General features: G+C 73.0%; 20 protein-coding genes. 7 read left to right on the top strand and 13 right to left on the bottom strand.

Annotated features, from left to right (window positions below; genetic code table 11):
• Positions 1-104 precede the first annotated feature (104 nt).
• The 12 genes from Sdagh_RS00570 to Sdagh_RS00515 all read right to left on the bottom strand — a co-directional run bounded on the left by Sdagh_RS00570 (position 105) and on the right by Sdagh_RS00515 (position 14,175).
• Positions 105-1,463 (bottom strand): ABC transporter substrate-binding protein, encoded by a 1,359-nt coding sequence (locus tag Sdagh_RS00570; RefSeq protein WP_189421693.1) that lies wholly within the window; start codon positions 1,461-1,463, stop codon positions 105-107.
• An 84-nt stretch (positions 1,464-1,547) separates the two neighbouring features.
• Positions 1,548-3,089, bottom strand: a complete 1,542-nt coding sequence (locus tag Sdagh_RS00565; RefSeq protein ID WP_190078019.1) for a glycoside hydrolase family 43 protein — start codon at positions 3,087-3,089, stop codon at positions 1,548-1,550.
• Entirely contained in the window at positions 3,086-3,931 is an 846-nt protein-coding gene (locus Sdagh_RS00560) for a DUF6807 domain-containing protein (RefSeq protein ID WP_189421774.1), read from the bottom strand. Before Sdagh_RS00560 ends, Sdagh_RS00565 begins: the two co-directional genes overlap by 4 nt.
• A gap of 14 nt (positions 3,932-3,945) precedes the next feature.
• Positions 3,946-5,091 (bottom strand): Gfo/Idh/MocA family protein, encoded by a 1,146-nt coding sequence (locus tag Sdagh_RS00555; protein WP_190078018.1) that lies wholly within the window; start codon positions 5,089-5,091, stop codon positions 3,946-3,948.
• Positions 5,088-5,987, bottom strand: coding sequence for a carbohydrate ABC transporter permease (locus Sdagh_RS00550; RefSeq protein ID WP_190011535.1), 900 nt, complete (start codon positions 5,985-5,987; stop codon positions 5,088-5,090). The genes Sdagh_RS00555 and Sdagh_RS00550 overlap by 4 nt, the downstream gene beginning before the upstream one ends.
• Complete coding sequence (locus Sdagh_RS00545; RefSeq protein WP_189421689.1) at positions 5,984-6,919, bottom strand: carbohydrate ABC transporter permease; 936 nt, start codon at positions 6,917-6,919, stop codon at positions 5,984-5,986. The genes Sdagh_RS00550 and Sdagh_RS00545 overlap by 4 nt, the downstream gene beginning before the upstream one ends.
• A gap of 203 nt (positions 6,920-7,122) precedes the next feature.
• Entirely contained in the window at positions 7,123-8,844 is a 1,722-nt protein-coding gene (gene araD, locus Sdagh_RS00540; protein WP_190078017.1) for an L-arabinonate dehydratase, read from the bottom strand.
• Positions 8,841-9,749, bottom strand: coding sequence for a dihydrodipicolinate synthase family protein (locus Sdagh_RS00535; protein WP_189421687.1), 909 nt, complete (start codon positions 9,747-9,749; stop codon positions 8,841-8,843). Before Sdagh_RS00535 ends, araD begins: the two co-directional genes overlap by 4 nt.
• Positions 9,746-10,423, bottom strand: coding sequence for a GntR family transcriptional regulator (locus Sdagh_RS00530; protein WP_189421686.1), 678 nt, complete (start codon positions 10,421-10,423; stop codon positions 9,746-9,748). The genes Sdagh_RS00535 and Sdagh_RS00530 overlap by 4 nt, the downstream gene beginning before the upstream one ends.
• A 567-nt stretch (positions 10,424-10,990) precedes the next feature.
• Positions 10,991-11,617, bottom strand: coding sequence for a TIGR03086 family metal-binding protein (locus tag Sdagh_RS00525; protein WP_190078016.1), 627 nt, complete (start codon positions 11,615-11,617; stop codon positions 10,991-10,993).
• 444 nt (positions 11,618-12,061) lie between these two features.
• On the bottom strand, positions 12,062-13,234 hold the full coding sequence (locus Sdagh_RS00520; protein ID WP_189421684.1) for a hypothetical protein: 1,173 nt from the start codon (positions 13,232-13,234) through the stop codon (positions 12,062-12,064).
• Positions 13,231-14,175, bottom strand: a complete 945-nt coding sequence (locus tag Sdagh_RS00515; RefSeq protein WP_190078015.1) for a 5-dehydro-4-deoxyglucarate dehydratase — start codon at positions 14,173-14,175, stop codon at positions 13,231-13,233. The genes Sdagh_RS00520 and Sdagh_RS00515 overlap by 4 nt, the downstream gene beginning before the upstream one ends.
• A gap of 225 nt (positions 14,176-14,400) precedes the next feature.
• On the opposite strand from Sdagh_RS00515, the gene Sdagh_RS00510 reads away from it, so the two are divergent.
• The 7 genes from Sdagh_RS00510 to Sdagh_RS00475 all read left to right on the top strand — a co-directional run bounded on the left by Sdagh_RS00510 (position 14,401) and on the right by Sdagh_RS00475 (position 21,981).
• Positions 14,401-15,210 (top strand): NAD-dependent epimerase/dehydratase family protein, encoded by an 810-nt coding sequence (locus Sdagh_RS00510; RefSeq protein ID WP_189421682.1) that lies wholly within the window; start codon positions 14,401-14,403, stop codon positions 15,208-15,210.
• Positions 15,211-15,548: 338 nt separating this feature from the next.
• Positions 15,549-16,319, top strand: a complete 771-nt coding sequence (locus Sdagh_RS00505; RefSeq protein ID WP_189421681.1) for a DeoR/GlpR family DNA-binding transcription regulator — start codon at positions 15,549-15,551, stop codon at positions 16,317-16,319.
• An 80-nt stretch (positions 16,320-16,399) separates the two neighbouring features.
• The gene (locus Sdagh_RS00500; protein ID WP_190011540.1) at positions 16,400-17,770 is read left to right on the top strand and encodes an ABC transporter substrate-binding protein; all 1,371 of its coding nucleotides are present in this window, start codon (positions 16,400-16,402) and stop codon (positions 17,768-17,770) included.
• A complete protein-coding gene (locus tag Sdagh_RS00495) occupies positions 17,767-18,708 on the top strand; it encodes a carbohydrate ABC transporter permease (RefSeq protein WP_189421679.1) in 942 nt (313 codons plus the stop codon). The genes Sdagh_RS00500 and Sdagh_RS00495 overlap by 4 nt, the downstream gene beginning before the upstream one ends.
• Positions 18,705-19,559 carry a carbohydrate ABC transporter permease gene (locus Sdagh_RS00490; protein WP_189421678.1) on the top strand — a complete coding sequence of 285 codons (855 nt, stop codon included), beginning with the start codon at positions 18,705-18,707 and terminating at the stop codon, positions 19,557-19,559. Before Sdagh_RS00495 ends, Sdagh_RS00490 begins: the two co-directional genes overlap by 4 nt.
• Entirely contained in the window at positions 19,556-20,545 is a 990-nt protein-coding gene (locus Sdagh_RS00485) for a zinc-dependent alcohol dehydrogenase family protein (protein WP_189421677.1), read from the top strand. The genes Sdagh_RS00490 and Sdagh_RS00485 overlap by 4 nt, the downstream gene beginning before the upstream one ends.
• A gap of 230 nt (positions 20,546-20,775) precedes the next feature.
• Positions 20,776-21,981 carry a TerD family protein gene (locus Sdagh_RS00475; protein ID WP_189421773.1) on the top strand — a complete coding sequence of 402 codons (1,206 nt, stop codon included), beginning with the start codon at positions 20,776-20,778 and terminating at the stop codon, positions 21,979-21,981.
• A gap of 42 nt (positions 21,982-22,023) precedes the next feature.
• Here Sdagh_RS00475 and Sdagh_RS00470 read toward each other — a convergent pair whose 3' ends face one another.
• Positions 22,024-23,481, bottom strand: a complete 1,458-nt coding sequence (locus Sdagh_RS00470) for an alkaline phosphatase PhoX (RefSeq protein WP_190078014.1) — start codon at positions 23,479-23,481, stop codon at positions 22,024-22,026.
• Between the last annotated feature and the right edge of the window lie 96 nt (positions 23,482-23,577).

The following is a 23,577-nucleotide window of genomic DNA, read 5'->3' as shown; positions in this document are numbered from 1 at the left end:
GACCTTTCGGCGGAGAGAGGGGAGGCCCCCAGGGGCGCGGGGAACTGCGCGACAAGCCGCGGACGGCCCGCACCCGACGGACCACGGGGCGCCCACGGCGAGCGTCAGCCCTTCTGCTCGTCCCACTCCGCCTGCGCCTCGTTCAGCTGCTCGGCCACCGTGTCCAGGAACTCCTTCGCCGACATCTTCCCGAGCAGCACCTTCTGGAAGTTCGGCTCGTTGTCCGCCTTCGAGATCGTGTTCCAGTCCGGCAGGTAGTACGGCAGCTGCACGATCGTCGTCGACCCGTCCGTCAGCGCCTGCGCCGCCAGCTTCGTCGGCTCGGACTCGGAGATCCAGGCGTCCTCCGCGGCCTCCAGGTTGGCCGGCACCTGCCCGGCCGACCGGTTGAACTTGGAGTTCTCCTCGTGGGAGAGGGCGAACTCGATGAACTTCCAGGCCGCTTCCTTGTTCTTGGAGTTCTTGAACACGCCCAGCCCGTCGACCGGGTTGGAGACCTGGACCCGCTTGCCGCCGGGGCCGGCCGGCTGCGGGATGCCGCGGAACTTGTCCTCGCCGAACGCCTTCACGTGGTCCTGGAAGGAGCCCAGGTTGTGGTTGAGCATGCCGATCGTGCCCGAGTCCCACTGGGCGACCATCTTGGTGAAGTCGTTGTTGAGGTCGGCGGCCGGGGTGACCTTCTTGTACAGCGCGGCGTACTTCTCCAGTGCCTCGACGTTCTTCGGGTCGTTGACGGTCGTCTGCTTCCCGTCGGCGTTCCAGAAGGACGTGATCCCGGACTGCCCGTACATCGCGTCCAGCGCCTGCGCGATGGAACCCGCGCCGCCGCGGATGGTGTACCCGAACTTGTTGGCGCCCGCGTCGGTCAGCTTCTCGGCGGCCTCGTAGAACGCGTCCCAGGTGGACGGCTCCTTCAGGCCGGCCTTCTCGAACAGGTCGGTGCGGTAGTACAGGACGCCGTTGTTGGCGGAGGTCGGCACCGAGTAGAGGGTGCCGTCGCCGCCGCCGGCCGCCTTCAGCGACTCGACCATGTCCTCGTTGAGCCTGCCGTCCAGCGGGGAGCCCGCGAGCCGGTCGTCCAGCGGCTCCAGCGCGTCCTGCGCGGCGAACCCGGCGAGCATGGCCGCGCCGACCCCGCCGACGTCCGGGAGCCCGCCGCCCTGGATGGCGGTGTCGACCTTCGACTGGTACTCGGTGGAGGCGATCCCGACGTACTCGACGTCGATGTCCGGGTTGGCCTTCTCGAAGTCGGCGATGATCTCCTTCCAGATGTCGGTGCGGACACCGCCGTTGTTGTCCCAGAAGGTGATCTTGCCCTTGCCGCTGCCCTCGGCCCCGCCGGAGCCGCCCGAGCCGCTGCCGTCGTCCCCGCAGGCGGTGGCGGTCAGCGCGAGGACGGCCCCCAGGGCGACGGCGGCCGGGACGCGGCGCCTGCCGGTGCTGCTGCGCATGCTGTTCTTCATGAGTCGGCTCTCTTCTTCTGGATCTGGCTGGATGGAACGGAGCGACGTACGGGGGTGCACACGTGGGGGGAAGTCAGGGCGCGGTCAGGGGGTGCCGCGCTGCCGCCTCGGCGGTGCGGCGCCCACCCGGAAGCGGGTGAACTCGGCCGTGCCCGCCGCCGGCGCCCCGGCGGGCGCGACGGCGAAGAGGCCGAGCAGGGCGCCGACCCAGCGCCAGGGAGTGGCGGCGAAGACCTGGCCGGAGGGGCGGAAGCCGTTCCCGGTGTCGTAGTGGAAGCGGCAGCGGGCGTGCGGGCCGATCTCGACGCGCAGCCGGGCGCGGCCGGCCGGGGCGGGCCGGGCGTGCGCGGCGTCCCGCTCGGCCGGCGCGACCGCCTCGCCGAACCGGTGCACCAGGTACGTCCCGCCGTCCGCGCCCCGCTGGAGCCCGATCCAGCAGAACGCGTCCCCGAGCACCGCGAGCCCGGCCCGCGCGCCCGGCACCCCGCTGTCCAGGCGCAGTTCCACCTCGACGGTGGCCGGGGCGCCGGGCAGCCGCTGGGTGAGGACGTTCGGCAGCGCGCGCGGGTCGTGCGCGTCGGCCGAGGGGACGCAGGCCAGCCGCAGCCCGTCCGCGCCGTGCGGGAGAGTCCAGCGGTCCTGCGGGTTGGCGATCCAGGACCACTGGGGGCCGAACCGGCCGCCGGGGAAGTCGTCGTCGGTGGCGGGGGCGGCCGGCGGCCCCGGCGGCAGGGCCGGGCGGCGGTGTTCGGTCACCGGGGCGCCCTCGTCGCCGATCACCGGCCAGCCGTCCGGCGTGTCCCAGCGCATCGGCTGGAGGTGGACGACCCGGCCGTACGCGCCGCGCTGCTGGAAGTGCAGGAACCAGTCCTCGCCGGCCGCGGTGCGCACCCAGCCGCCCTGGTGGGGGCCGTTGACGTCGGTGTCCTTCTGTTCGAGGACGACCCGCTCCTCGTACGGGCCGAAGAAGCCGCGGGAGCGGAAGGCGCCCTGCCAGCCGGTCTCCACTCCCCCGGCGGGCGCGAGGATCCAGAACCAGCCGTCGTGCCGGTAGAGCTTGGGGCCCTCCAGGGTGAACCAGCCGGGGATGCGGTCGGCGTCGACGATCACCGTGCCCTCGTCGAGCAGTCCGGTGCCGTCGGGGCGCATGCGGTGGCCGGTGAGACGGTTCTTGACGCCGGAGCGGGACTTCGCCCAGGCGTGCACGAGGTACGCCTCGCCGCTCTCCGCGTCCCACAGCGGGCAGGGGTCGATCAGGCCCTTGCCCTCCTTGACCAGGTGCGGGCGGGTCCAGGGGCCGGTGATCTGCGGAGCGTTGACCTGGAAGATCCCCTGGTCGGGGTCGCCCCAGAAGATCCAGAAGCGGTCCGCGTGGTGGCGCAGGGACGGGGCCCAGACCCCGCGGTCGTGCCGGGGGCGGGCGAAGGTCTCCGCCGGTTCCAGGTGGTCCAGGGCGTGCCCGGCGAGCGTCCAGTCGACCAGGTTCCGGGAGTGCAGCAGGGGCAGGCCGGGGGCGCGGCCGAAGCTGGAGGCGGTCAGGTAGAAGTCGTCGCCGACGCGGACCACGTCGGGGTCGGACCAGTCGGCGTTCAGGACGGGGTTGCGGTACGTGCCGGGGCCGTTCACGGGCTGACCGCCTTCCGTACGAGGGCGGCGGCTGCGGGCGCGTCCAGGCGGCCGTCGGCGACGACGGTGACGATCCGGCGGACCGCCGTGTCGCCGGGGGCGACGGCCAGCCGGGTGTCGTGGGCGAGCGAGGAGCCGACGCCGGGGTACTCCGCGGTGCGGACGAACCACGGGTCCCGGCGGGTCCGTTCGGTGGCCCCGGCGAACACCAGGGACCAGGTGGAGCCGACCAGCGCGAGCCAGTCGGCGCGGCGGCCGTGGACGGCGGCCTCGCCCTCGGCGTCCGGGGTGAGCACGTCCGGTGCCGCGGCCTCCTTGCGGGCCCGCCAGAAGAAGCCGCCGTAGGCCGCGCCGGGGCGCCCGTTGGTGGCGGGGCTGCCGATGGTGAGGGCGCCGGAGGTGACGTTGGTGAGCGAGAAGGTGAAGTCCAGCGCCCAGGCGCGGTCGGTGAGCGGCGTCGCGGCCACCGTGCGGCGTTCGCGCAGCAGCTCGGCGCCGGCCGCGACCCAGCGCAGCTCCTCCACGAAGCCGTCGGAGTCGCGCAGCGGGAAGGAGGTGTGCCGCTGGGCGCCGTGGTTGTCCAGCTCGGTCGGGCCCTGGTCGCGGACGAAGGTGCGCCCGCCCCAGAAGTTGTGCCCCTCGACGTCGGGAACGGCGACACCGACGCCGAGGTGGTGGGTGTGGTCGGCGGGCGCGAACTCGGTGACCGCCGTACCGGTCAGGGTGGTGACGGGGTGCAGGTAGGGGCGTGGGGAGCAGCGGGCGGGCAGCTCGGGCCGGGTGACGTAGCGGGCGACGGGCCGGCCGGCGACGCGCAGGACCGGGGAGTCGGCGCCGGTCACGGGGGCGGCGGGGCTCATCGGGCGCGCACCTCCTCGGCGGCCCAGGGGGCGCCCAGTTCGGAGAAGAGGGAGAGGGTGCGGGCGGCGTCGGCGACGAGGGCGTCGACGCCCGGGACGACCCGGCGCCGTTCGGCGTCGATCCGGCGGACGGCCGTCTCCGGGAGGGTGGCCGGGTCGGGGGCCCGGCGGATCGCCTCCACGACCCGCATGAAGGCGCCGGTGTCGTCGGGTTCCACCAGCAGCCCGGTGCCGGTGCGCAGATGGGCGACGAGGTTCTCCAGCAGGTCGGTGCGGCCGTGGTCGGTCTCCTCGGGGCCGTGCCCGGCCCGCTGGAGCAGCACCCGGTCCTGCTTGTACCAGAAGGTGATCCGGCCCCGGGTGCCGTGCACCAGGACGTACGGTTCCCCGGCGTGCTCGGCGCACAGGGTGGCGGCGACGGTGATCCGCAGGCCGGTGGTGGCGGTGACGCGGACGCAGGAGGTGTCGTCGGCCTCGATGTCGTTGGCGCGGCGCAGTTCGGTCTCGATGGTGCTGACGTCCTGGTCGCGGGTGACGCCGCCGAGGGCGAGCGCGGTGGCGACGGCGTGGGCGAGGGGGTTGGTGAGCGCCCCGTCGACCACGTCGGTGCCGTCGTCCAGGCGGCGCCGCCCGGCCCAGGGCGAGCGGCGGAAGTACGCCTCGTCGCGGACCCAGGCGCCGGCCCCGCCGATGCCGGTGACCTCGCCGATCGCGCCCTCGGCGATCAGCTCCCGGATCGCGGGCACGGCGTGCGAGCCCAGCGACTGGAACCCGATCTGGCAGGCGACGCCCGCCGCGGCGACCCCGTCGGCCATCCGGCGGAACTCCGCGTACGACGGTGCCGGGGGCTTCTCCAGGAGCAGGTGCACGCCCCGGCGGGCGGCGGTCAGCGTGAGGTCGGTGTGGGTGGGGATCGGCGTGCAGATCACGGCGGCCTCGGCGCCGGTGGCGTCCAGCAGCGCCCCGAAGTCGGTGGACTGATCGGGGAGTTCTCCGCCGTACTCGTCCTCGGTGAGCGGGGTCAGCTCGCACAGGCCGGCCACCCGGACCAGGCCGGCCCGCTCCAGGCGGCGGAGGTTGGCGACGTGCCAGCGGCCGTGGCCGCGGGCGCCGGCCAGGACGACCGGGACAGGAGCGCTCATCCCTTGACCGCCCCGGCGCTGAAGCCCGTGATCAGCCACTTCTGGATGAAGGCGAAGACGATGACGACCGGGACGGCGGCGATGATGCCGCCGGCGGCGAGCGCGCCGAGGTCGACGCTGTCCGCGCTCATCAGGGTGTTGAGGCCGACCGGGATGGTCTGCTTGCTCTGGTTGTTGAGGAACATCAGGGCGAACAGGAAGTGGTTCCAGGAGTGCACGAAGGCGAAGGAGCCGACGGCGATGATCCCCGGCCGCAGCAGCGGCAGGACGACGATCCGGAAGGCCCGCAGCCGGCCGCAGCCGTCGACCCAGGCGGCCTCCTCCAGGGAGTACGGCACGTTCTTGATGAAGTTGCTGATCAGGATCATCGACAGCGGGAGCTGGAAGACCGTCTCGGCGATGATCACGCTGCCCAGGGAGTTGATCATCTGGAGGTTGGCGAAGATCTCGAAGAGCGGGACGAGGAGCAGCGCGCCGGGCACGAACTGGGAGCAGAGCAGCGCCAGCATGAAACCGCGCTTGATCCTGAAGTCGAAGCGGGCGAGCGCGTAGCCGCCGGCCAGCGCGACCAGCGTGGTCATCACCAGGGTGGCGACGCCGACCAGGACGCTGTTGCCGAAGTAGGTGCCGAAGCTGCGTTCCGTCCAGACCTTCTCGAAGTGGTCGAAGGTGACCGGCCAGGGCACCAGCGAGGTGGAGCCGGCCGGGCGTAGGGAGAAGAGGAGGATCCAGTAGAAGGGGATGAGGGTGAAGACGAGGTAGACGCCGAGCGGCAGGTAGATCTGCCAGCGGGGGACCTCGTCCCAGGCGGGGCGGTGCCTCTTCGCCGGGTGCGGCGGGGCGGGAGCGGCCCGCTCGGCGGCGGGGGCGGCCTCGGTGGCCTCCTTGGTGATCACTTGTTCTCGCCTCCGAACTTGCTCAGCCGCAGATAGACGATCGAGCAGAAGAGCAGGATCACGAACGCGACGGTGGTCAGGGCCGACGCGTAGCCGAAGTCGTGCGCGTCGACGGAGGTGTTGGCGATGTACAGCGGCAGGGTCGTGGTCTCACCCGCGGGTCCGCCGCCGGTCAGGGTGTAGAGCAGGTCGACGTTGTTGAACTCCCACACCGCGCGCAGCAGCGTGGAGAGGATGATCGCGTCCTTCAGGTGCGGCAGGGTGATGTGCCAGAACTGCTTGATCCGGCCGGCCCCGTCGACCTCGGCCGCCTCGTACAGGTCCTTCGAGACGGACTGGAGGTCGGCGAGGATGAGGATCGCGAAGAAGGGCACGCCCCGCCAGAGGTCGGCGACCACCGCCGCCGGGAAGACGGTCGAGGTGTCCGACAGCCAGCTCGTGCCGTAGGAGCCGATGCCCAGGTCGGCGAGGTAACGGGTGATGCCGGTCTGGGAGTTGTAGAGCAGCACCCAGATCGCGGAGGTCAGCACGCCGGAGACGGCCCACGGGGAGAAGACCATGGCGCGGCCCAGGCCCCGGCCGACGAAGCTCTGGTTGACGATGAGGGCGAGGGCGAGGCCGAAGAGGAGTTGCAGGCCGACCTCGACGAAGACCCATTTGGCGCTGAAGACCAGGGTGTCCCAGAAGACCGCGTCGTCGGTGAAGATCCGGACGAAGTTGTCGAAGCCCGCGAAGCCGTTCCGCCAGGGTTTGGTGGGGTTGTACTCCTGCAGGCTGTAGTAGAAGACGCTGATGACCGGGTAGGCGATGAAGCCCAGCATCAGCAGGCCCGCCGGGGCGATCAGCAGGTACGGGAGCCTGCGCGGCGTGGCGGAGGCACGGCGCCGCCTCGCTGGCGCGGGCGGTTTCGCCACGGCTGCGGCTTGGGCCATGACTGTTCTCCGTTCTGGTACGTCGTGCGTGGGGCGTACGTGCGCCGGTCGGGCGTGGGTGGCGCGTACGTGCGGTGGTCGGGCCGGGTGGTGCGCCTGTGCGGTGATGCGTACGGGCGGTGGTCGCGTGTGCGTGGTGCGTACAGGAAGCGCTTTCTGCACGGGTAGGGGTGTGCGGGGGTTCCTTCGCCGGCCCCGGGGGGTCAGCCGGCGTACGGGTCCTGGACCTTCCCCGGGCGGGCCAGGAACTCGAAGTCGCAGCCGGTGTCGGCCTGGGTGATCTGTTCGTTGTAGAGCGCGCCGTAGCCGCGCTCGTACCGGACCGGGGGCGGGGTCCACTCGGCCCGGCGGCGGGCCAGTTCGGCGTCGTCCACGTTCAGTGTCAGCGAACGGCCGGGGACGTCGAGGGTGATGGTGTCGCCGGTGCGGACCAGGGCGAGCGGGCCGCCGACGTACGACTCGGGCGCGATGTGCAGCACGCAGGTGCCGTAGCTCGTGCCGCTCATCCGGGCGTCGGAGATCCGCACCATGTCCCGCACGCCCTGCTTGAGGAGGTGGCCGGGGAGCGGGAGCATGCCGTACTCGGGCATGCCGGGACCGCCCTTGGGTCCGGCGTTGCGCAGGACCAGCACGTCGTCGGCGGTGATCTCCAGGGCCGGGTCGTCGATGGTGCGCTGCATCGTCCGGTAGTCGTCGAAGACGACCGCGCGGCCGGTGTGCCGCAGCAGGTGCGGTGCGGCGGCGATGTGCTTGATGACGGCGCCGTCCGGGCAGAGGTTGCCGCGCAGCACGGCGACCCCGCCCTCGCTCGCGACCGGGTTGTCGCGGGGCCGGATGACGTCGTCGTCGTGCACCCGGGCGCCCGCGAGCTGCTCGCGCAGCGTGTCGTGCGCCACCGTGGGCCGGTCCAGGTGGAGCAGGTCGGGGATGCGGGAGAGGAACCCGGGCAGGCCGCCGGCGAAGTGGAAGTCCTCCATGAGGTACTTCTGGCCGCCCGGCCGGACGTTGGCGAGCACCGGTACCGTGCGGGCGATGCGGTCGAAGTCGTCCAGGGTGAGGCGGACGCCCGCCCGGCCGGCCATGGCGATCAGATGGATCACGGCGTTGGTGGAGCCGCCGAGGCCGAGCACGGTGGTGACGGCGTCCTCGAAGGCGTCGGCGGTGAGGATCTGGCTCAGCCGGCGGTCCTTGCGGACCAGGTCGACCACGCGCAGCCCGGCCGCGGCGGCCATCCGGTCGTGCCCGGAGTCGACGGCCGGGATGCTGGAGGCGCCCGGGACGGTGACGCCGAGCGCCTCGGCGGCGGCGGTCAGCGTGGAGGCGGTGCCCATCGTCATGCAGTGGCCGGGCGACCGGGCCAGGCCGCTCTCCAGCTCCTGCATCTCGCAGTCGCCGATGAGCCCGGCCCGCTTGTCGTCCCAGTACTTCCACATGTCGGTGCCGCTGCCGAGGGTCTCGCCGCGCCAGTGCCCCGGCAGCATGGGGCCGGCGGGCACGAAGACGGCCGGCAGGTCGGCGGAGGCGGCGCCCATCAGCAGCGCGGGCGTCGACTTGTCGCAGCCGCCCATCAGCACCGCGCCGTCCACCGGGTAGGATCGCAGCAGTTCCTCGGTCTCCATGGCGAGCAGGTTGCGGTAGAGCATCGGGGTCGGCTTCTGGAAGGTCTCGCTGAGGGTGGCGACCGGGAATTCCAGGGGGAAGCCGCCCGCCTGCCACACCCCGCGCTTGACGGCCTGGGCCCGGTCGCGGAGGTGGACGTGGCAGGGGTTGATGTCCGACCAGGTGTTGAGGACGGCGATGACCGGCTTGCCGAGGTGCTCCTCGGGGAGGTAGCCGAGCTGGCGGGTACGGGCGCGGTGGCTGAAGGTGCGCAGGCCCTCGGTGCCGTACCACTGGTGGCTGCGCAGTTCCTCGGGCCGCCTCATATCGACCACCCGGCGGCGATGGCGGCGACCGCGGCGCGCTCGCTCTCCGGGAGCGGGCGGCTCGGCGGGCGGACGTCCCGGCGGCACAGGCCGAGCGAGGCGAGGGCCTCCTTGACGACGGTGACGTTGTTCGCGGAGCCGTTGGCGGCGCGCAGCTCCTCGAAGCGGCGGATCTGCTCCCAGACCTTCATCGCGGCCGGGTAGTCGCCGGCCCGCAGCGCCTCGATCATGTTCAGGGAGACGGCCGGGGCGACGTTCACCAGGCCGGAGGTGAAACCGGTGGCGCCGGCCGAGAAGTAGGAGGGCGCGTACGGTTCGGCCAGCCCCGCCACCCACACGAACCGGTCCAGGCCCGCGTCCCGGGCGAACCCGGCGAACTTCGCGGCGTCCGGCACGGCGTACTTCACGCCGATCACGTTCGGGCAGCTGTCGGCCAGCTCGGCCAGCCGGGCCCCGGCGAGCTGCGGGTTGCGGATGTACGGCACGACGCCCAGCCCGGGGACGGCCTCGGCGACGGCGCGGTGGTAGTCGACCCAGCCGGCCTGGGAGACGTAGGGGTGGACGGGCTGGTGGACCATCACCATGGGGACGCCGAGGTCGCGGGCGTGCTCGGCGGAGGCGACGGCGGTGGGCACGTCGTGGCCGACGCCGACCAGGATGTCCGCCCGGCCGCCGGCCTCCTCCACGGTCAGCTCGGTGACCTGGCGGCGCTCGGCCGGGGTGAGGGCGTAGAACTCGCCGGTGTTGCCGTTGGGGGTGAGGGTGGTGATGCCGGCGTCGAGCAGGCGGCGCAGCAGGGCCCGGTAGGTGGCCGGGTCGACGGAGCCGTCCGCGGCGAACGGGGTCACCGGGATCGCGACCACGTCGGCCAGGGCCGCCCGCTGGGTCTCGAACGTCGTTGTCATGCCTGTCCGTCCTCTTCCTGGGTCCGTCCGGCCGCGTGGTCCGCGTCCGGGAAGGCCCGTTCGACGAAGGACGCGATGTGTGCGTGGAGGGCGCCCGCGGCGCCGTCCGCGTCACCGGCGAGGGCGAGCCGCAGGATCTCCTGGTGCTCACCGGCCTCCCGGTCCCAGGAGGGGTCGGCGGCCCAGGCCACGGCGGAGACCAGGGCCGCCTGGTCCCGGACCTCGTCGAGCATCCGGCCGAGCAGCGGGTTGCCGCAGGGCAGGTAGAGGGCGCGGTGGAACTCCCGGTTGGCCAGCGACCGTTCGGCGGTGTCCGTGGCCCGGCCGGCGCGGGCCAGCGCGTCCCGGGCGGCGTCCAGGGAGGCGCCGCGGCGCACGGCGCGCCGGAGGGCCTCCGGTTCGAGGAGCAGCCGGACGTCGTAGACCTCGCGTGCCATGTCCGCGTCGACCATGCGGACCGTCGCGCCCTTGTACTGGCTCATGATGACCAGTCCGGTGCCGGCCAGGGTCTTGAGCGCCTCGCGCACCGGGGTCTTGGACACCCCGAACTGCGCGGCGAGCTCGGTCTCGACCAGGGCCTGACCCGGCGTCAGCCGCCCGGTGAGGATGCGGCGCTGGATCTCCTGCAGCACGTACTGCGTGCGGCTGGGGATCGGCGTGGGCACAGAGGTCATGCGCGCCTCTCGGATCTCGCGTGGGACCGCGGGACCGATCGCGTATCGCATCTCGCGTATCGGATCTCGCGTATCGCGTCTCATATATGACGTACGGAGTACGACGCGTTGAAGGTAGGAGGGGCGCGATGTTTCGTCAATGCTTCTGACAGAGGAAGCGCGGATTGCCCGCCGTCCGCTTCCGGGACGCGGCTGGTGAGCCCTTCGCGGGCGGTGCGCCCCGCGTCCCCGGGGTCAGGTGCACCTGTTCGCGGTCGCTACGCCTATCGGTGCCGTCGGTTCCGTCGGCGGTGTCGGTGTCGGCCTCGCAGAGCGGGGCAGGCCGGCGTCCGGCCCGCGCAGGTGGACCGCAGCCCGTACGCCCCGGTGCCGGGCCGGACGGCGTGGGCGGTGAGGACCGGACCGCCGTGCCGGGCGGTGTGCCGCTGCGACGCGGTGAAGGTTCCGGGCCCGCGCCCACCCACACCTCGGCCCCGCCGCCGCGCGGCAGGTGACCGGAGCGGGGGCGGTCCGGTGCCGGGCGCGGGGAGGCGGTGCCGAGGACGGTGAGGGGGAACGCCGTGCCGGTCAGCGGGCGGGCGTCCCGGCCGGCCGGGACCGGGTCCAGCTCGGGTCGCGGCCGCTCAGGCCCACCGCGCGGTCCAGCGGCGGGGCGTCCGCCGGGACGGGGACGACCGGGCCGAAGATGCCGTCCCCGCCGCCGGCCTCCTCCGCCGCGGCGGCGAGGAAGCCGTGGGCGACCCGGAGGGCGGCCGGGTCGGGCGCGTACTCCTGGCCGGTGGCGCGGGCCAGGTCCCAGCCGTGGACGACCAGTTCGCCGGCGGCGACGGCCGCGGCGACCGCGCCGGGCAGGTCGATGCCGCCGGCCCGGGTCATACCGCTCCAGGCGTCCGGGACCTGCCAGGCGGCGGTGAGGCCGTCGAGTGCCCGGGCCAGGTCCGCGCGCCAGCCCGGCCCGATGTCCGGCACGGTGGCGTCGGGCCGGGTGTCGGTCGTCACGCCGAGGTCCTTGCGGGCGGCGTCGCGGAAGGCGACGGCGAGCCCGGTGAGATGCCCGAGGAGGTCGCGGACGGCCAGCTCCGGGCAGGGCGTCGGGTCCGCGAGCCGCGCGTCGTCCACGCCCTCGGCCAGACGGGCGACGATCCGGGCCTGCGGGCCGAGGTCGAGGACGGCGGGGGCGGGGTCGGCTGTCATCGGCTGCTCCTCCGGACGGGCGGGGTTCCTGGGAGGTGGACCGGCCGGGGCGCCGGAACTCATCGGTCGCCGGGGCCGTTCCCGGGCAGCTCCCCGGCGCCGGGCCGTCCCGGCGCTCGACCGGCGCGGGGCCGTCACTGCCGGCTTACGGGTTCCGGCTCACGGGGCCCGGCTCACGGGGCCCGGCTCACGGGGCCCGGCTCACGGGGCCCGGCTCACGGGCTTCGGCTCCCACGCGGGCTTCGGCTCGCGACCGCACCGAGGCCGTCACCTTCGCCTCACGAGCCCCGTCCCATGAACCCCGCCTCACGAATGCCGCCCCACCACCCCCGCCTCACGAGCCCCGCCCCGCGAGCAGGCCAGAGTCGTCACCCCGCCCACGCCCCGGGCAGGACCGCCCCCCTGCCCCTGCCCTGCCCCTGACCGTCCCCCTGCCCAGAACCGTCATCCCAGCCCCCTCAGCCCCTCCCGGACCGCCGCCAGATCCGCGTCCGAGGCCAGCCCGGCGTGGTAGAGCCGCAGCTCCGTGGCGCCGAGGTCGCGGGCGCGGGCCGCGTCGGACGCCAGGGTCCGCGGGCTGCCGCCCATGCCGGAGACGACCGTGAGGTTCGCGGCGAGGACCGTACCGTCCCTGGCGTGCTCGGCGAACGGCGTGAGCAGGCCCGGCCCGCCCGTGCAGGGCACGACGACGCCGTCCGCGACGGACAGGATGTGCGCGGGGTCGACGCCCGCGTTGGCACCGCAGTGGTAGGAGACCGGGTCCGCGTGCAGCAGCACCCGGAACCCGGCGGGCGCCGCCGCGCGGACCGCCGCCACGGCCGCCTCCTGGAGGCTGCGGGCGGTCGTGTCCCGCCAGGCGCGGGTGGCCTCCGCCCGGCCCTCGCCGAGCAGCTCCGCCACGCCCGCCCAGCCGCCGTCGGACCCGGCGGCGCCCCGCCACACCGGTTCCAGGGCCTCGCGCACGGCGGCGGCCAGCTCATCGGGGTCCTGGCCCTGACCGCCGTAGCCCGCCCGGCAGTCGGGGCAGAAGCACAGCGACATCAGGTACTGCCCGGCGTCCCCGAGGGCGACGCCGCCGGTCTTGTCGTGGGCGTGCAGATGGGCCAGGCCGTACCAGCCGAGGGACTCCAGTTCCGTGCCGCGCGCGCCCGGCCGTACCGCCGCCTCGGCGGCCAGGTCGACGAGGTAGGCGCGGGTGGCGGGCCGGGCGATGCAGGGTGCCCAGGGGTAGCGGTCGCCGTAGGCGTTGACGACGCTGGTGCGCGGCAGCTCGGCGCCGAGGCGGGAGTTGTGGGCGAGGACGACCCAGGTGTGCACCTCCAGGCCGGCGTCGGCGAGCGAGCCGGCGGCGGCGCCGAAGGCGTCCCCCGGCGCCCAGTCACCCGCCGGGTACGGCCGTATCGCGCGGTCCGCCCAGCGGCGCTCGTCCGGCGGGTAGAGGACGGCGGCGTGCTCGGCCGTGACGACGCGGTGGCGGGGGTGCCGGGGGGTCAGGGCGCGGGTGGAGTGGTAGGCGGCGGCGAGTGTCACCTGCCCGACGCCGAGGTCCGTGATCCTCTGTGCCGCGTCCGGGTCGCCGTTGACGTCCCAGGGGTAGACGAACGCCGATGCCTTCACGGGGCCTCCTCCTCCAGCAGCGCGCGGCCGCGCTCGATCACCTCGGCGAGCCGCTTGACGTGGTCCCCGGCCGGCTCGTGCAGCGGCGGCCGCACCTCCCCGACGTCGAGTCCGCGCAACCGTACCCCGGCCTTGACGAGGGCGACGGCGTATCCGCGGCCCTGGGCGCGCAGTTCGGTGAAGGGCCGGTAGAAGCCGTCCAGCAGGCGGTGCGCGGTGGTGTCGTCACCCGTGCGCAGCGCCTCGTGGAAGGCGAGGGCGATCTCGGGGACGAAGCAGAACACGGCGGAGGAGTAGAGGGTGACGCCGAGGCCCCGGTAGGCGAGCTGGGTCTGCTCGGCGGTCGGCAGCCCGTTGAAGTAGAGGAAGTCGCCCGGTACCCCGGTGCGCACCGCGCTGACGATCCGCTGCATCAGGTCGAGGTCGCCGAGGCCGTCCTTGAGGCCGACGACGCCGTCCGTGCGGGCGAGTTCGACGACCGCGCGCGGGCTGAACACGGCGTTGTCGCGCTGGTAGACGATGACGGGCAGGGCGGTCGAGGCGGCCACCTCCCGGTAGTGCCGCAGCAGTCCCTCCTCCCCGGCGACGACCAGGTACGGCGGCATGGCGAGCAGCCCGTCCGCCCCTGCCTCCTCGGCGAGGCGGGCGTAGCGGACGGCCAGGGCGGTGCCGTAACCGGCGCCGGCCACGACCGGGACGCGGCCCGCGGTCTCCTCGACGGCCGCCCGGACGCAGAGCTGGAACTCCTCCGGCGTGAGCGCGTGGAACTCGCCGGTGCCGCAGCAGGCGAAGACGGCGGCGGCGCCCGCCTCCACCCCTTGGCGCACATGCGCGCGGTACACGTCGAGGTCGACCTCGCCGCCGGGGCCGTAGGCCGTCACCGGGAAGAACAAGGGCCCGCGCGGGGCGGTGAGTCGAGCGGCGAGCGGGACTGTCGTCACGGGCTCCCCCGTTTCCATGCGTGTTCCGCGTTTATATTTCTGAACATGCTCACGCTAAGACGCCCCCGGGGGCGGGTCAAGCATGCGGCACCCTTGACGCCCGACGATCCGCTTCCCTAGCGTGTCCACGCTTGTGAATGCCATATGCGGATGTGTACGACACCGAGCCCGGCCCCCGGTACCGCGCCGTACGGCGCCGTACCGGCGATTCAAGGAGACCCGAGGATGCCCGCTCCCCGCACCGTCCTGCTCACCGGCGCCGCCGGCGGCCTCGGCACCCTGATGCGGAATCTGCTGCCCGCCTTCGGCTACGACCTGCGCCTGTTCGACCTGCGCCCCATCGACGGGGAGCCGGACGCCGTCGTCGCCGACCTCGCCGACCGGGACGCGGTGCGCGAGGCGGTCCGCGGGGTCGACGCGATCGTCCACCTCGCCGGCATCTCCCTGGAAGCCTCCTTCGAGAAGATCCTCAAGGCCAACATCGAGGGCACGTACCACGTCTACGAGGCCGCCCGCGAGGAGGGCGTCGGCCGGATCGTCTTCGCCTCCTCCAACCACGCCCTCGGCTGGACCCCGCGCCCCCAGGGCGACGACCCCCTGATCCCCGTCGACGCCCCGCGCCGCCCGGACACCTTCTACGGCCTGTCCAAGTCCTTCGGCGAGGACCTCGCCCAGTTCTACTGGGACAAGCACGGGATCGAGACCGTCTCCGTCCGCATCGGCTCCTGCTTCCCGGAGCCGACCAGCGTGCGGATGCTCTCGGTGTGGATGAGCCCCGCCGACGGCGCCCGCCTCTTCCACGCCGCGCTCACCGCGGAGGACGTCGGCCACACCGTCGTCTACGGCTCCTCCGCCAACACCCGCCTGTGGTGGGACCTGAGCACCGCGCGGGCGCTCGGCTACGAGCCGTGCGACGACTCCGAGCCGTACGCCGCGAAGCTCATCGCCGAGCAGGGCGAACTCGACCCGGAGAACCCCGCGCACGCCCGGCTCGGCGGCCACTTCGTCACGGACCCGCCGATCTGGCCGTACTGACCCGCGCGCGGCCCGCGCGCCGGCCCCGCCGGCGCCTTCGGGCCGGTCGGCCGACCCTCGCGTACCGGCCGTGCTGGCCGAAACGCACAGCAGTCATACAGAGGACGGGCACCGAACGGGCCCGTCCTCCTCCCGTTCGGGCATCCGCGCTGCCCGATCAGACGCCCCGCGCCGCCGCGCCCCAGGTCCACGGCGGTGACCCGCCGACCGGAACGGGCACAAGCGGGCAGTATCGGCTCGGCAACAGACCTGGTCAGCGCCGCACGCCCGCTGTAGAACTCTTCACCGGGGCCCCACCGGGCCCGAACGGGCAACGGCGCGCGCAAGGCAGGTGTGACATGGGCACGAGAACGGCGGAAGAGCGCCAGCGGGAGATCGTCCGGGCCGCCCGCGCCGCCGGCTCGGTCGACGTCACCGTCCTCGCCGCCGAACTCGGCGTGGCCAAGGAGACCGTACGCCGGGACCTGCGGGCCCTGGAGGACCACGGCCTGGTCCGCCGCACCCACGGCGGCGCCTACCCGGTGGAGAGCGCCGGGTTCGAGACCACCCTCGCCGTCCGCGCCACCAGCCACGTCCCCGAGAAGCGCCGGGTCGCCGCCGCCGCGGCACAGCTCCTCGGGGACGCCGAGACGGTCTTCGTCGACGAGGGCTTCACCCCCCAGCTCATCGCCGAGGCCCTCCCCGCCGACCGGCCGCTGACCGTGGTCACCGCCTCCCTGCCGGTGGCCGGCGCGCTCGCCGGCGCCGACCACGCCTCCGTCCTCCTGCTCGGCGGCCGGGTACGGGCGGGCACCCTGGCCACCGTCGACCACTGGACCACCAAGATGCTGTCCGGGTTCGTCATCGACCTGGCCTTCATCGGCGCCAACGGCATCTCCCGCGAACACGGCCTGACCACTCCCGACCCGGCGGTCAGCGAGGTCAAGGCCCAGGCCGTGCGCGCCGCGCGGCGCACGGTGTTCGCGGGCGTGCACACCAAGTTCGGAGCGGTCAGCTTCTGCCGGTTCGCGGAGATCGGCTGCCTGGAGGCGATCGTCACCAGCACCCTGCTGCCCGCCTCCGAGGCCCACCGCTACTCGCTGCTGGGCCCCCAGGTCATCCGCGTCTGACCCCGTCCCGTTCCTCCCCCTCGCGGGGCGGGGTCACCTCTCTGCCGCCCGTTACCTCCCCATATGTACAGGAGCGATCCATGCGAACCCAGAGCCGACGGAGGCCGCGAGCCACGCTCGCCATGGCCGCCGCAGGGACGCTGCTCGCCCCGCTGCTCTCCGGCTGCTGGGTCGGGGCGGGCGGGGCGGGTTCCGGCGGCGACGCCATCAACGTGCTGATGGTGAACAACCCGCAGATGGTCGAGTTGCAGAAGCTCACCGCCGGCCACTTCACCAAGGAGACCGGCATCAAGGTGAACTTCACCGTGCTGCCGGAGAACGACGTCCGCGACAAGATCAGCCAGGACTTCGCCAACCAGGCCGGCCAGTACGACGTCGCCACCCTCTCCAACTACGAGATCCCCATCTACGCCCGCAACGAGTGGCTGCGCGAGATGGACTCCTACGCGGCGAAGGACACCGCCTACGACGAGCAGGACGTCCTCAAGCCGATGCGCGAGTCCCTCACCGGGGACGACGGCAAGCTCTACGGCCAGCCCTTCTACGGCGAGTCCTCCTTCCTGATGTACCGCAAGGACATCTTCGAGAAGGAGGGCCTGACCATGCCCGAGCACCCCACCTGGCAGCAGGTCGCCGACCTCGCCGCGAAGACCGACGGCGCCGAGTCCGGCATGAAGGGCATCTGCCTGCGCGGCCTGCCCGGCTGGGGCGAGGTGATGGCGCCGCTGACCACCGTGGTGAACACCTTCGGCGGCACCTGGTTCGACAAGGACTGGAAGGCCCGCCTGGACTCCCCCGAGTTCGGCAAGGCGGTGAAGTTCTATGTCGACCTGGTCCGCGAGCACGGCGAGTCCGGCGCCCCGCAGGCCGGTTTCGCCGAGTGCCTGAACAACATGACCCAGGGCAAGGTCGCCATGTGGTACGACGCCACCTCCGCGGCCGGCTCCCTGGAGGCGGCGAACTCCCCCGTCAAGGGCAAGCTCGGCTACGCCCCCGCCCCGGTCGAGAAGACCGAGTCGGCCGGCTGGCTCTACACCTGGGCCTGGGGCATCCAGAAGGCATCCCGCAACCCCGACAAGGCGTGGAAGTTCGTCTCCTGGGCGTCCAGCAAGGAGTACGAGCAGCTCGTCGGCGACACGATCGGCTGGTCCAACGTCCCGGCCGGCAAGCGCGCCTCCACCTACGAGAACCCGGCCTACCGGCAGGAGGCCGCCGCCTTCCAGGAGATGACCAAGGAGGCGATCGAGGGGGCGAGGCCCACCGACCCCGGGGTGCAGCCGCGTCCGGCGCCCGGCATCCAGTTCGTCGGCATCCCGGAGTTCACCGACCTCGGCACCAAGGTCTCCCAGGAGATCAGCGCGGCCATCGCCGGACGCCAGTCCGTCGAGGCGGCCCTGAAGAAGTCACAAGCGCTCGCCGAAGAGATCGCCGAGGAGTACGAGGGACGATGACCGCCACGACGACGGCCCCCGTGGCCGCACCCGACGTCAGCACCCGGCCGCGGCAGCCCTCCGCGCGGCTGCGCGCCTGGGCCACCCGGGCCCCGCTGCTCCCGGCCCTGATCTTCATGATCGTGGTCACCCAGCTGCCCTTCGTGGCGACGCTGGTGATCTCCTTCTTCGACTGGAACGCCCTCTACCCGGACGCCCGCCACTTCGCCGGCCTCGCCAACTACGGCGACGTCCTCACCGATCCCGACCTGCGCAAGTCGGTGTGGACGACGATCCTGCTCACCGTCGCGGTGGTCCTGGCCAGCCTGGTCCTGGGCCTGGCCCTCGCGCTGCTCCTGGACCGGAGGTTCAAGGGCCGGGGCGTGGTCCGCACCCTCCTGATCGCCCCGTTCCTGGTCGTGCCGGTGGCGGCGGCCCTGCTCTGGAAGCACGTCCTGTACAACCCCGAGTACGGCCTGCTGAACGGGTTGCTGCACTACGTCGGCGGCCCCCAGCCCGACTGGATCTCCAACACCCCGCTGCTCGCGGTGGAGCTGTCCCTGATCTGGCAGTGGACCCCGTTCATGATGCTGATCCTGCTGGCCGGGCTGCAGAGCCGGGACCAGCAGCAGATCGAGGCCGCCCGGGTCGACGGGGCGGGCGACTGGCAGATCTTCGTCCACCTGACCCTGCCCCACCTGCGCCGCTACCTCGAACTGGGCGCCCTGCTCGGCTCGATCTACATCGTGCAGAACTTCGACGCGGTCTTCACGATCACCTCCGGCGGCCTGGGCACCGCCAACCTGCCGTACACCGTCTACCAGAGCTTCTACCAGGCCCACGAGAACGGCCTCGCCTCGGCCGCCGGCGTCCTGGTCGTCATCGGTTCGATCATCATCGCGACCTTCGCGCTGCGCGTGGTGTCGTCCCTGTTCCGCGAGGAGGTGGGCCGCGCATGAGCAGCACCGTGGCCGCTGTACGAAGCCGCCGCCGTACCGGCGGTGCGACCCTGGGCCTGCTGGCCTGGCTGGCCGGGATCGTCTTCTTCCTGCCCATCGCCTGGATGGCGCTGACCTCCTTCCACTCGGAGGAGGACGCCGCCACCAACCCGCCGTCCTTCGCGGCGTCGCTGACCCTGGACGGCTACCGGGAGTTCTTCGGCGCGGGCGGCGGCGCGAGCCCCTGGCCGGCTTTGACCAACTCGGTCGTCGCCTCGGTCGCCTCCACCCTCTTCGTCCTGCTCCTCGCCCTGCCGGCCGCGTACGCCCTGTCCATCCGCCCGGTGAAGAAGTGGACGGACGTCCTGTTCTTCTTCCTCTCCACCAAGATGCTCCCGGTCGTGGCCGGCCTCCTGCCCCTCTATCTGTTCGCCAAGAACACCGGCCTGCTGGACAACATCTGGCTGCTGGTCATCCTGTACACCTCCATGAACCTGCCGATCGCGGTGTGGATGATGCAGTCCTTCCTCGCCGAGGTGCCGGTGGCGATCATCGAGGCGGCCCGGGTGGACGGTGCCCGGCTGCCGACCGTCCTGGCCCGGGTGGTCGCCCCGATCGCTCTCCCCGGCATCGCGGCGACCTCCCTCATCTGCTTCATCTTCAGCTGGAACGAACTGCTCTTCGCCCGGGTTCTGACCGGGGTCGTCGCCGAGACCGCCCCCGTCTTCCTGACCGGCTTCATCACCAGCCAGGGCCTGTTCCTGGCCAAGGTGTGCGCCGCGTCGCTCGTCATCTCCCTGCCGGTGCTCGCCGCGGGGTTCGCCGCCCAGGACAAGCTGGTCCAGGGCCTGTCGTTGGGAGCCGTGAAATGAAGGCCGCCGTCATCGAGTCCGTGGGCCGCGCCGTCGTGGCCGAGGTCCCGGACCCGACGCCAGGGCCGCGCGAGGTCGTCGTCCAGGTCGCCGCGTGCGGGCTGTGCGGCACCGACCTGCACATCCTCCAGGGCGAGTTCGCGCCGAAGCTGCCGATCACGCCGGGGCACGAGTTCGCCGGCGAGGTGGTCGGGGTGGGCACGGCCGTCACGGAGGTCGCGGTCGGCGACCGGGTCGCCGTCGACCCCTCCCTCTACTGTCACGAGTGCCGCTACTGCCGTACCGGCCACAACAACCTCTGCGAGCGCTGGGCGGCCATCGGCGTGACCACGGCCGGCGGGGCCGCCGAGTACGCGGTCGCCCCCGTCGCGAACTGCGTGAAGCTCCCCGACCACGTCCGCACCCAGGACGCGGCGCTGATCGAGCCGCTCTCCTGCGCGGTACGCGGCTACGACGTCCTCCAGTCCCGCCTCGGGGCGCACGTCCTGATCTACGGCTCCGGGACGATGGGCCTGATGATGCTGGAGCTGGCCAAGCGGACGGGCGCGGCCAGCGTGGACATGGTCGACCTCAACCCGGCCCGTCTGGAGACCGCCAGGGGCCTGGGCGTCTCGGGCGCCGCCGCCACCCCGGACGAGCTGGACCGTCCCCAGGGCTGGGACCTCGTCATCGACGCGACGGGCAACGCGGCGGCCATCCAGGACGGCCTGGACCGCGTCGCCAAGGCCGGTACGTTCCTCCAGTTCGGCGTGGCCGACTACGCGACGCGCGTGCAGATCGACCCGTACCGCATCTACAACCAGGAGATCACCATCACGGGCTCCATGGCCGTCCTGCACAGCTACGAGCGCGCCGCGGAACTCTTCGCCAACGGCGTCCTCGACCCCGACGTCTTCATCAGCGACCGCATCCCCCTGGACCGCTACCCGCAGGCCCTGGACCAGTTCGCGGCGGGCGTCGGCCGCAAGATCGTGGTGACGCCCTAGCGATCGTTCCTCCCGTCCGGTGCTTGAGGAGGAGGCCGTCCGCTTCCAGCGCGTCCGGCGCTTGAGGACGAGACCGTCCAGGCCGAAGAGGGGTCCGGGGGCGCAGCCCCCGGGGACGGGACGGGTAGGGGCGGCGGGGGCGAAAACCCCCGGTCAACCCCTGCCGGTCCCCCGTTCGCCGGGTAAGGGAACGGTAAAACGCCCTCGCTCGTTCATCCGGCATGACAGCTATGACCCCCGGCTCGAACATCCCCCTGTCCGCCGCCCGCGTAACGGTGGACGTCGCCGCGCCCGTGCGCCTCGACGTATCGGGCCTGCTGCTCACCGCCGACGGCAAGGTGCGCTCCGACGACGACTTCATCTTCTACAACCAGCCCGCCGGCCCGGGCGTGACGTACCGCTCCGGCGGCGGCACCGCCCCGGACGCGATCACCATCGACACCACCGCGGTCCCCCCGGGCATCGAGAAGATCGCCGTCACCGCCAGCCCGGACGCCGCGGGCCAGACCTTCCAGGGCATCGAGCCCACGGCCACGATCCGCGACGCCGCCGACGGCTCCGTCCTGGCCACCTTCACACCCCCGCGGCTCGGCACCGAGACCGCCCTGGTGATCGTCGAGGTGTACCTCCGCAACGGCGTCTGGAAGGCCCGCGCCGTGGGCCAGGGCTACGCCGACGGCCTGGCCGGCATCGCCACCGACTTCGGTGTCACGGTCGAGGAACCGGCCGCCCCGGCCGCCGCGCCCCAGCCGGTCGCGCCCCCGGCGCCCGCCGCCGTCCAGCCCCCGCCCGCCCCGGTCACCGCCCCGGCCGCGCCTGCCGCCCCCGCCGCGCCGCCGGCCCCCGCGCCCGGCACCGGGAAGATCAACCTGGACAAGGGCCGGGTCAGCCTCCAGAAGAACCAGACCGTCTCCCTGGTCAAGGGCGGTCGCCCGGTCCTCTCCCAGGTCAAGATGGGCCTCGGCTGGGAGCCGGCCTTCCGCGGCAAGGACATCGACCTGGACGCCTCGGTCATCGCCTACGGCCCCCAGCGCAATCACATCGACAGCTGCTACTTCGGCAAGCTGTCCATCGTGGGCGGCGCCATCAAGCACTCCGGTGACAACCTCACCGGCGAGGGCGGCGGCGACGACGAGGTCATCGTCGTGGACCTCGGCCGGCTCCCCCAGGAGGTCACCGGCCTGGTCTTCACGGTGAACTCCTTCTCCGGCCAGAAGTTCACCGAGGTCGCCAAGGCGTACTGCCGTCTGCTGGACGCCGCGACCGGCGAGGAACTGGTCCGCTTCGACCTCACCTCCGCCGAACCGCAGACCGGCGTGATGATGGCCAAGCTGATCCGGCAGTTCTCCGGCGAGTGGGACATGACGGCGATGGGCGAGTTCGTCAAGTCCCGCACGGTCCGCGGGATGGTCAAGCCGGCCGCCAAGTCGCTGTGACCGCGGACGGCCCGGGTCCCGCGCGGACCCGGGCCGTCCCCCTCAGCGCCGCTTCTGCCGCTTCCACGGCCCGGTGATCGCGAGCATGATGCCGGGCGTCTGGATGTTGGCGTAGAGCGTGCGCCCGTCGGGCGAGAAGGTCACGCCGGTGAACTCGCTGTACTCGGGCTCCTCCTCGGTACCGAGGTTCAGCTCGTTGCGGGCGATGGGGTACGTCTTCCCGCTCTCGGTCGCCCCGAACAGGTGCTGGACGCCGTCGCCGTCCTCGGCGACGACCAGGCCGCCGTACGGGGAGACGGTGATGTTGTCGGGGCCGTCGAAGGCACCGTCCGCGGCGGGGTCCGGGTTGACGCCGAGGAGGACCGTGAGGGTGAGGGTGCGGCGCCTCGGGTCGTAGAACCAGACCTGGCCGTCGTGCGGCACGCCGGGGCTCTCGGAGCGGGCGTAGGAGGAGACGACGTAGGCGCCGCCGTCCGCCCACCACATGCCCTCCAGCTTGCGGGCACGGGTGACCTGGCCGGTGGTGAACTGCTTGCGGACGGAGACGGTCCGGGCGTCCCGGTCGGGGACCTCGGCCCAGTCGACGCCGTACACGGTGCCGGTCCTGGTCGCGCGGGAGAGGTCGTCGACGAACTTCCCGCCGGAGTCGAAGCACTTGAACGCCTCCAGGCGTCCGGCGTCGTCGGCGAGGGTGCGCAGCCTGCCCCGCCCGTGGCGGAAGCCCTCCGGCGGGGTCCAGCGGTAGAACAGGCCGTTGGGCCCGGAGGCGTCCTCGGTGAGGTAGGCGTGGCCGCGCCTCGGGTCGATGACGACGGCCTCGTGGGCGTACCGGCCGAAGGCCCTGACGGGCTTCGGGTCGCGGCCCGCGCGGCGGTCGGCGGGGTCGACCTCGAAGACGTACCCGTGGTCCTTGGTCATGCCGTTGGAGCCGGCCCGGTCCTCGGTCTCCTCGCAGGTCAGCCAGGTGTCCCAGGGGGTGGAGCCGCCCGCGCAGTTGGTGGCGGTGCCGGCGATGCCGACCCATTCCGCGACCGCGCCGCCGGGGCGGACCTCGACGACGGTGCAGCCGCCGGAGGCCGCCGGGTCGTAGACGAGGCCCTCGGTGAGCGGGACGGGGTGCGGCCAGTTCGCGCGGGGGCCGCCGAGTTCGTGGTTGTTGACCAGCAGGGTGGTGCCGCGCGGGCCGGCGAAGGCGGCGGTGCCGTCGTGGTTCGAGGGGGTGTACTCGCCCGTCTCCAGTCTGGTCCGGCCGCTGTGGGTGATGACGCGGTACGAGAAGCCGGCGGGCAGGGCGAGGATGCCGTCGGGGTCGGGCAGCAGCGGCCCGTAGCCGACGCCGTGCGCGTGCCCGTGCTCCTCCTGGCCGGCGTCCTCGACGTCGGTGTCTGTGGCGGCGAGGGCGTGGGGGGCGGTGGCGAGGGCGCCGACGCTGCCCGTGAGCGCGACCCCGGCGCCGGTGAGGGCGGAGCGTCTGGCGAAGTCCCTGCGGGTGAGCGGCATGGTGTCTCCTGTGACGTGGGCGTGCCAGGAAGGGGGTGGCGGAACGGGCTGCCGCGCCACGGTCCCGCCCGCTCCTTAACGCCGCCTGAACACCGG

The organism is Streptomyces daghestanicus, from assembly GCF_020521275.1.
GTDB lineage: Bacteria > Actinomycetota > Actinomycetes > Streptomycetales > Streptomycetaceae > Streptomyces > Streptomyces griseoviridis.
Note: the sequence above shows the minus strand (reverse complement) of the source record. Positions and strands in the feature narration are given on the sequence as shown.

Excerpts from the sequence above, each read along its gene's own strand:
- Sdagh_RS00570 (WP_189421693.1), bottom strand. The coding sequence starts at position 1,463 with ATGAAGAACAGCATGCGCAGCAGCACCGGCAGGCGCCGCGTCCCGGCC.
- Sdagh_RS00555 (WP_190078018.1), bottom strand. The coding sequence starts at position 5,091 with ATGAGCGCTCCTGTCCCGGTCGTCCTGGCCGGCGCCCGCGGCCACGGC.
- Sdagh_RS00545 (WP_189421689.1), bottom strand. The coding sequence starts at position 6,919 with ATGGCCCAAGCCGCAGCCGTGGCGAAACCGCCCGCGCCAGCGAGGCGG.
- araD (WP_190078017.1), bottom strand. The coding sequence starts at position 8,844 with ATGAGGCGGCCCGAGGAACTGCGCAGCCACCAGTGGTACGGCACCGAG.
- Sdagh_RS00535 (WP_189421687.1), bottom strand. The coding sequence starts at position 9,749 with ATGACAACGACGTTCGAGACCCAGCGGGCGGCCCTGGCCGACGTGGTC.
- Sdagh_RS00530 (WP_189421686.1), bottom strand. The coding sequence starts at position 10,423 with ATGACCTCTGTGCCCACGCCGATCCCCAGCCGCACGCAGTACGTGCTG.
- Sdagh_RS00525 (WP_190078016.1), bottom strand. The coding sequence starts at position 11,617 with ATGACAGCCGACCCCGCCCCCGCCGTCCTCGACCTCGGCCCGCAGGCC.
- Sdagh_RS00510 (WP_189421682.1), top strand. The coding sequence starts at position 14,401 with ATGCCCGCTCCCCGCACCGTCCTGCTCACCGGCGCCGCCGGCGGCCTC.
- Sdagh_RS00505 (WP_189421681.1), top strand. The coding sequence starts at position 15,549 with ATGGGCACGAGAACGGCGGAAGAGCGCCAGCGGGAGATCGTCCGGGCC.
- Sdagh_RS00500 (WP_190011540.1), top strand. The coding sequence starts at position 16,400 with ATGCGAACCCAGAGCCGACGGAGGCCGCGAGCCACGCTCGCCATGGCC.
- Sdagh_RS00495 (WP_189421679.1), top strand. The coding sequence starts at position 17,767 with ATGACCGCCACGACGACGGCCCCCGTGGCCGCACCCGACGTCAGCACC.
- Sdagh_RS00490 (WP_189421678.1), top strand. The coding sequence starts at position 18,705 with ATGAGCAGCACCGTGGCCGCTGTACGAAGCCGCCGCCGTACCGGCGGT.
- Sdagh_RS00485 (WP_189421677.1), top strand. The coding sequence starts at position 19,556 with ATGAAGGCCGCCGTCATCGAGTCCGTGGGCCGCGCCGTCGTGGCCGAG.
- Sdagh_RS00475 (WP_189421773.1), top strand. The coding sequence starts at position 20,776 with ATGACCCCCGGCTCGAACATCCCCCTGTCCGCCGCCCGCGTAACGGTG.
- Sdagh_RS00470 (WP_190078014.1), bottom strand. The coding sequence starts at position 23,481 with ATGCCGCTCACCCGCAGGGACTTCGCCAGACGCTCCGCCCTCACCGGC.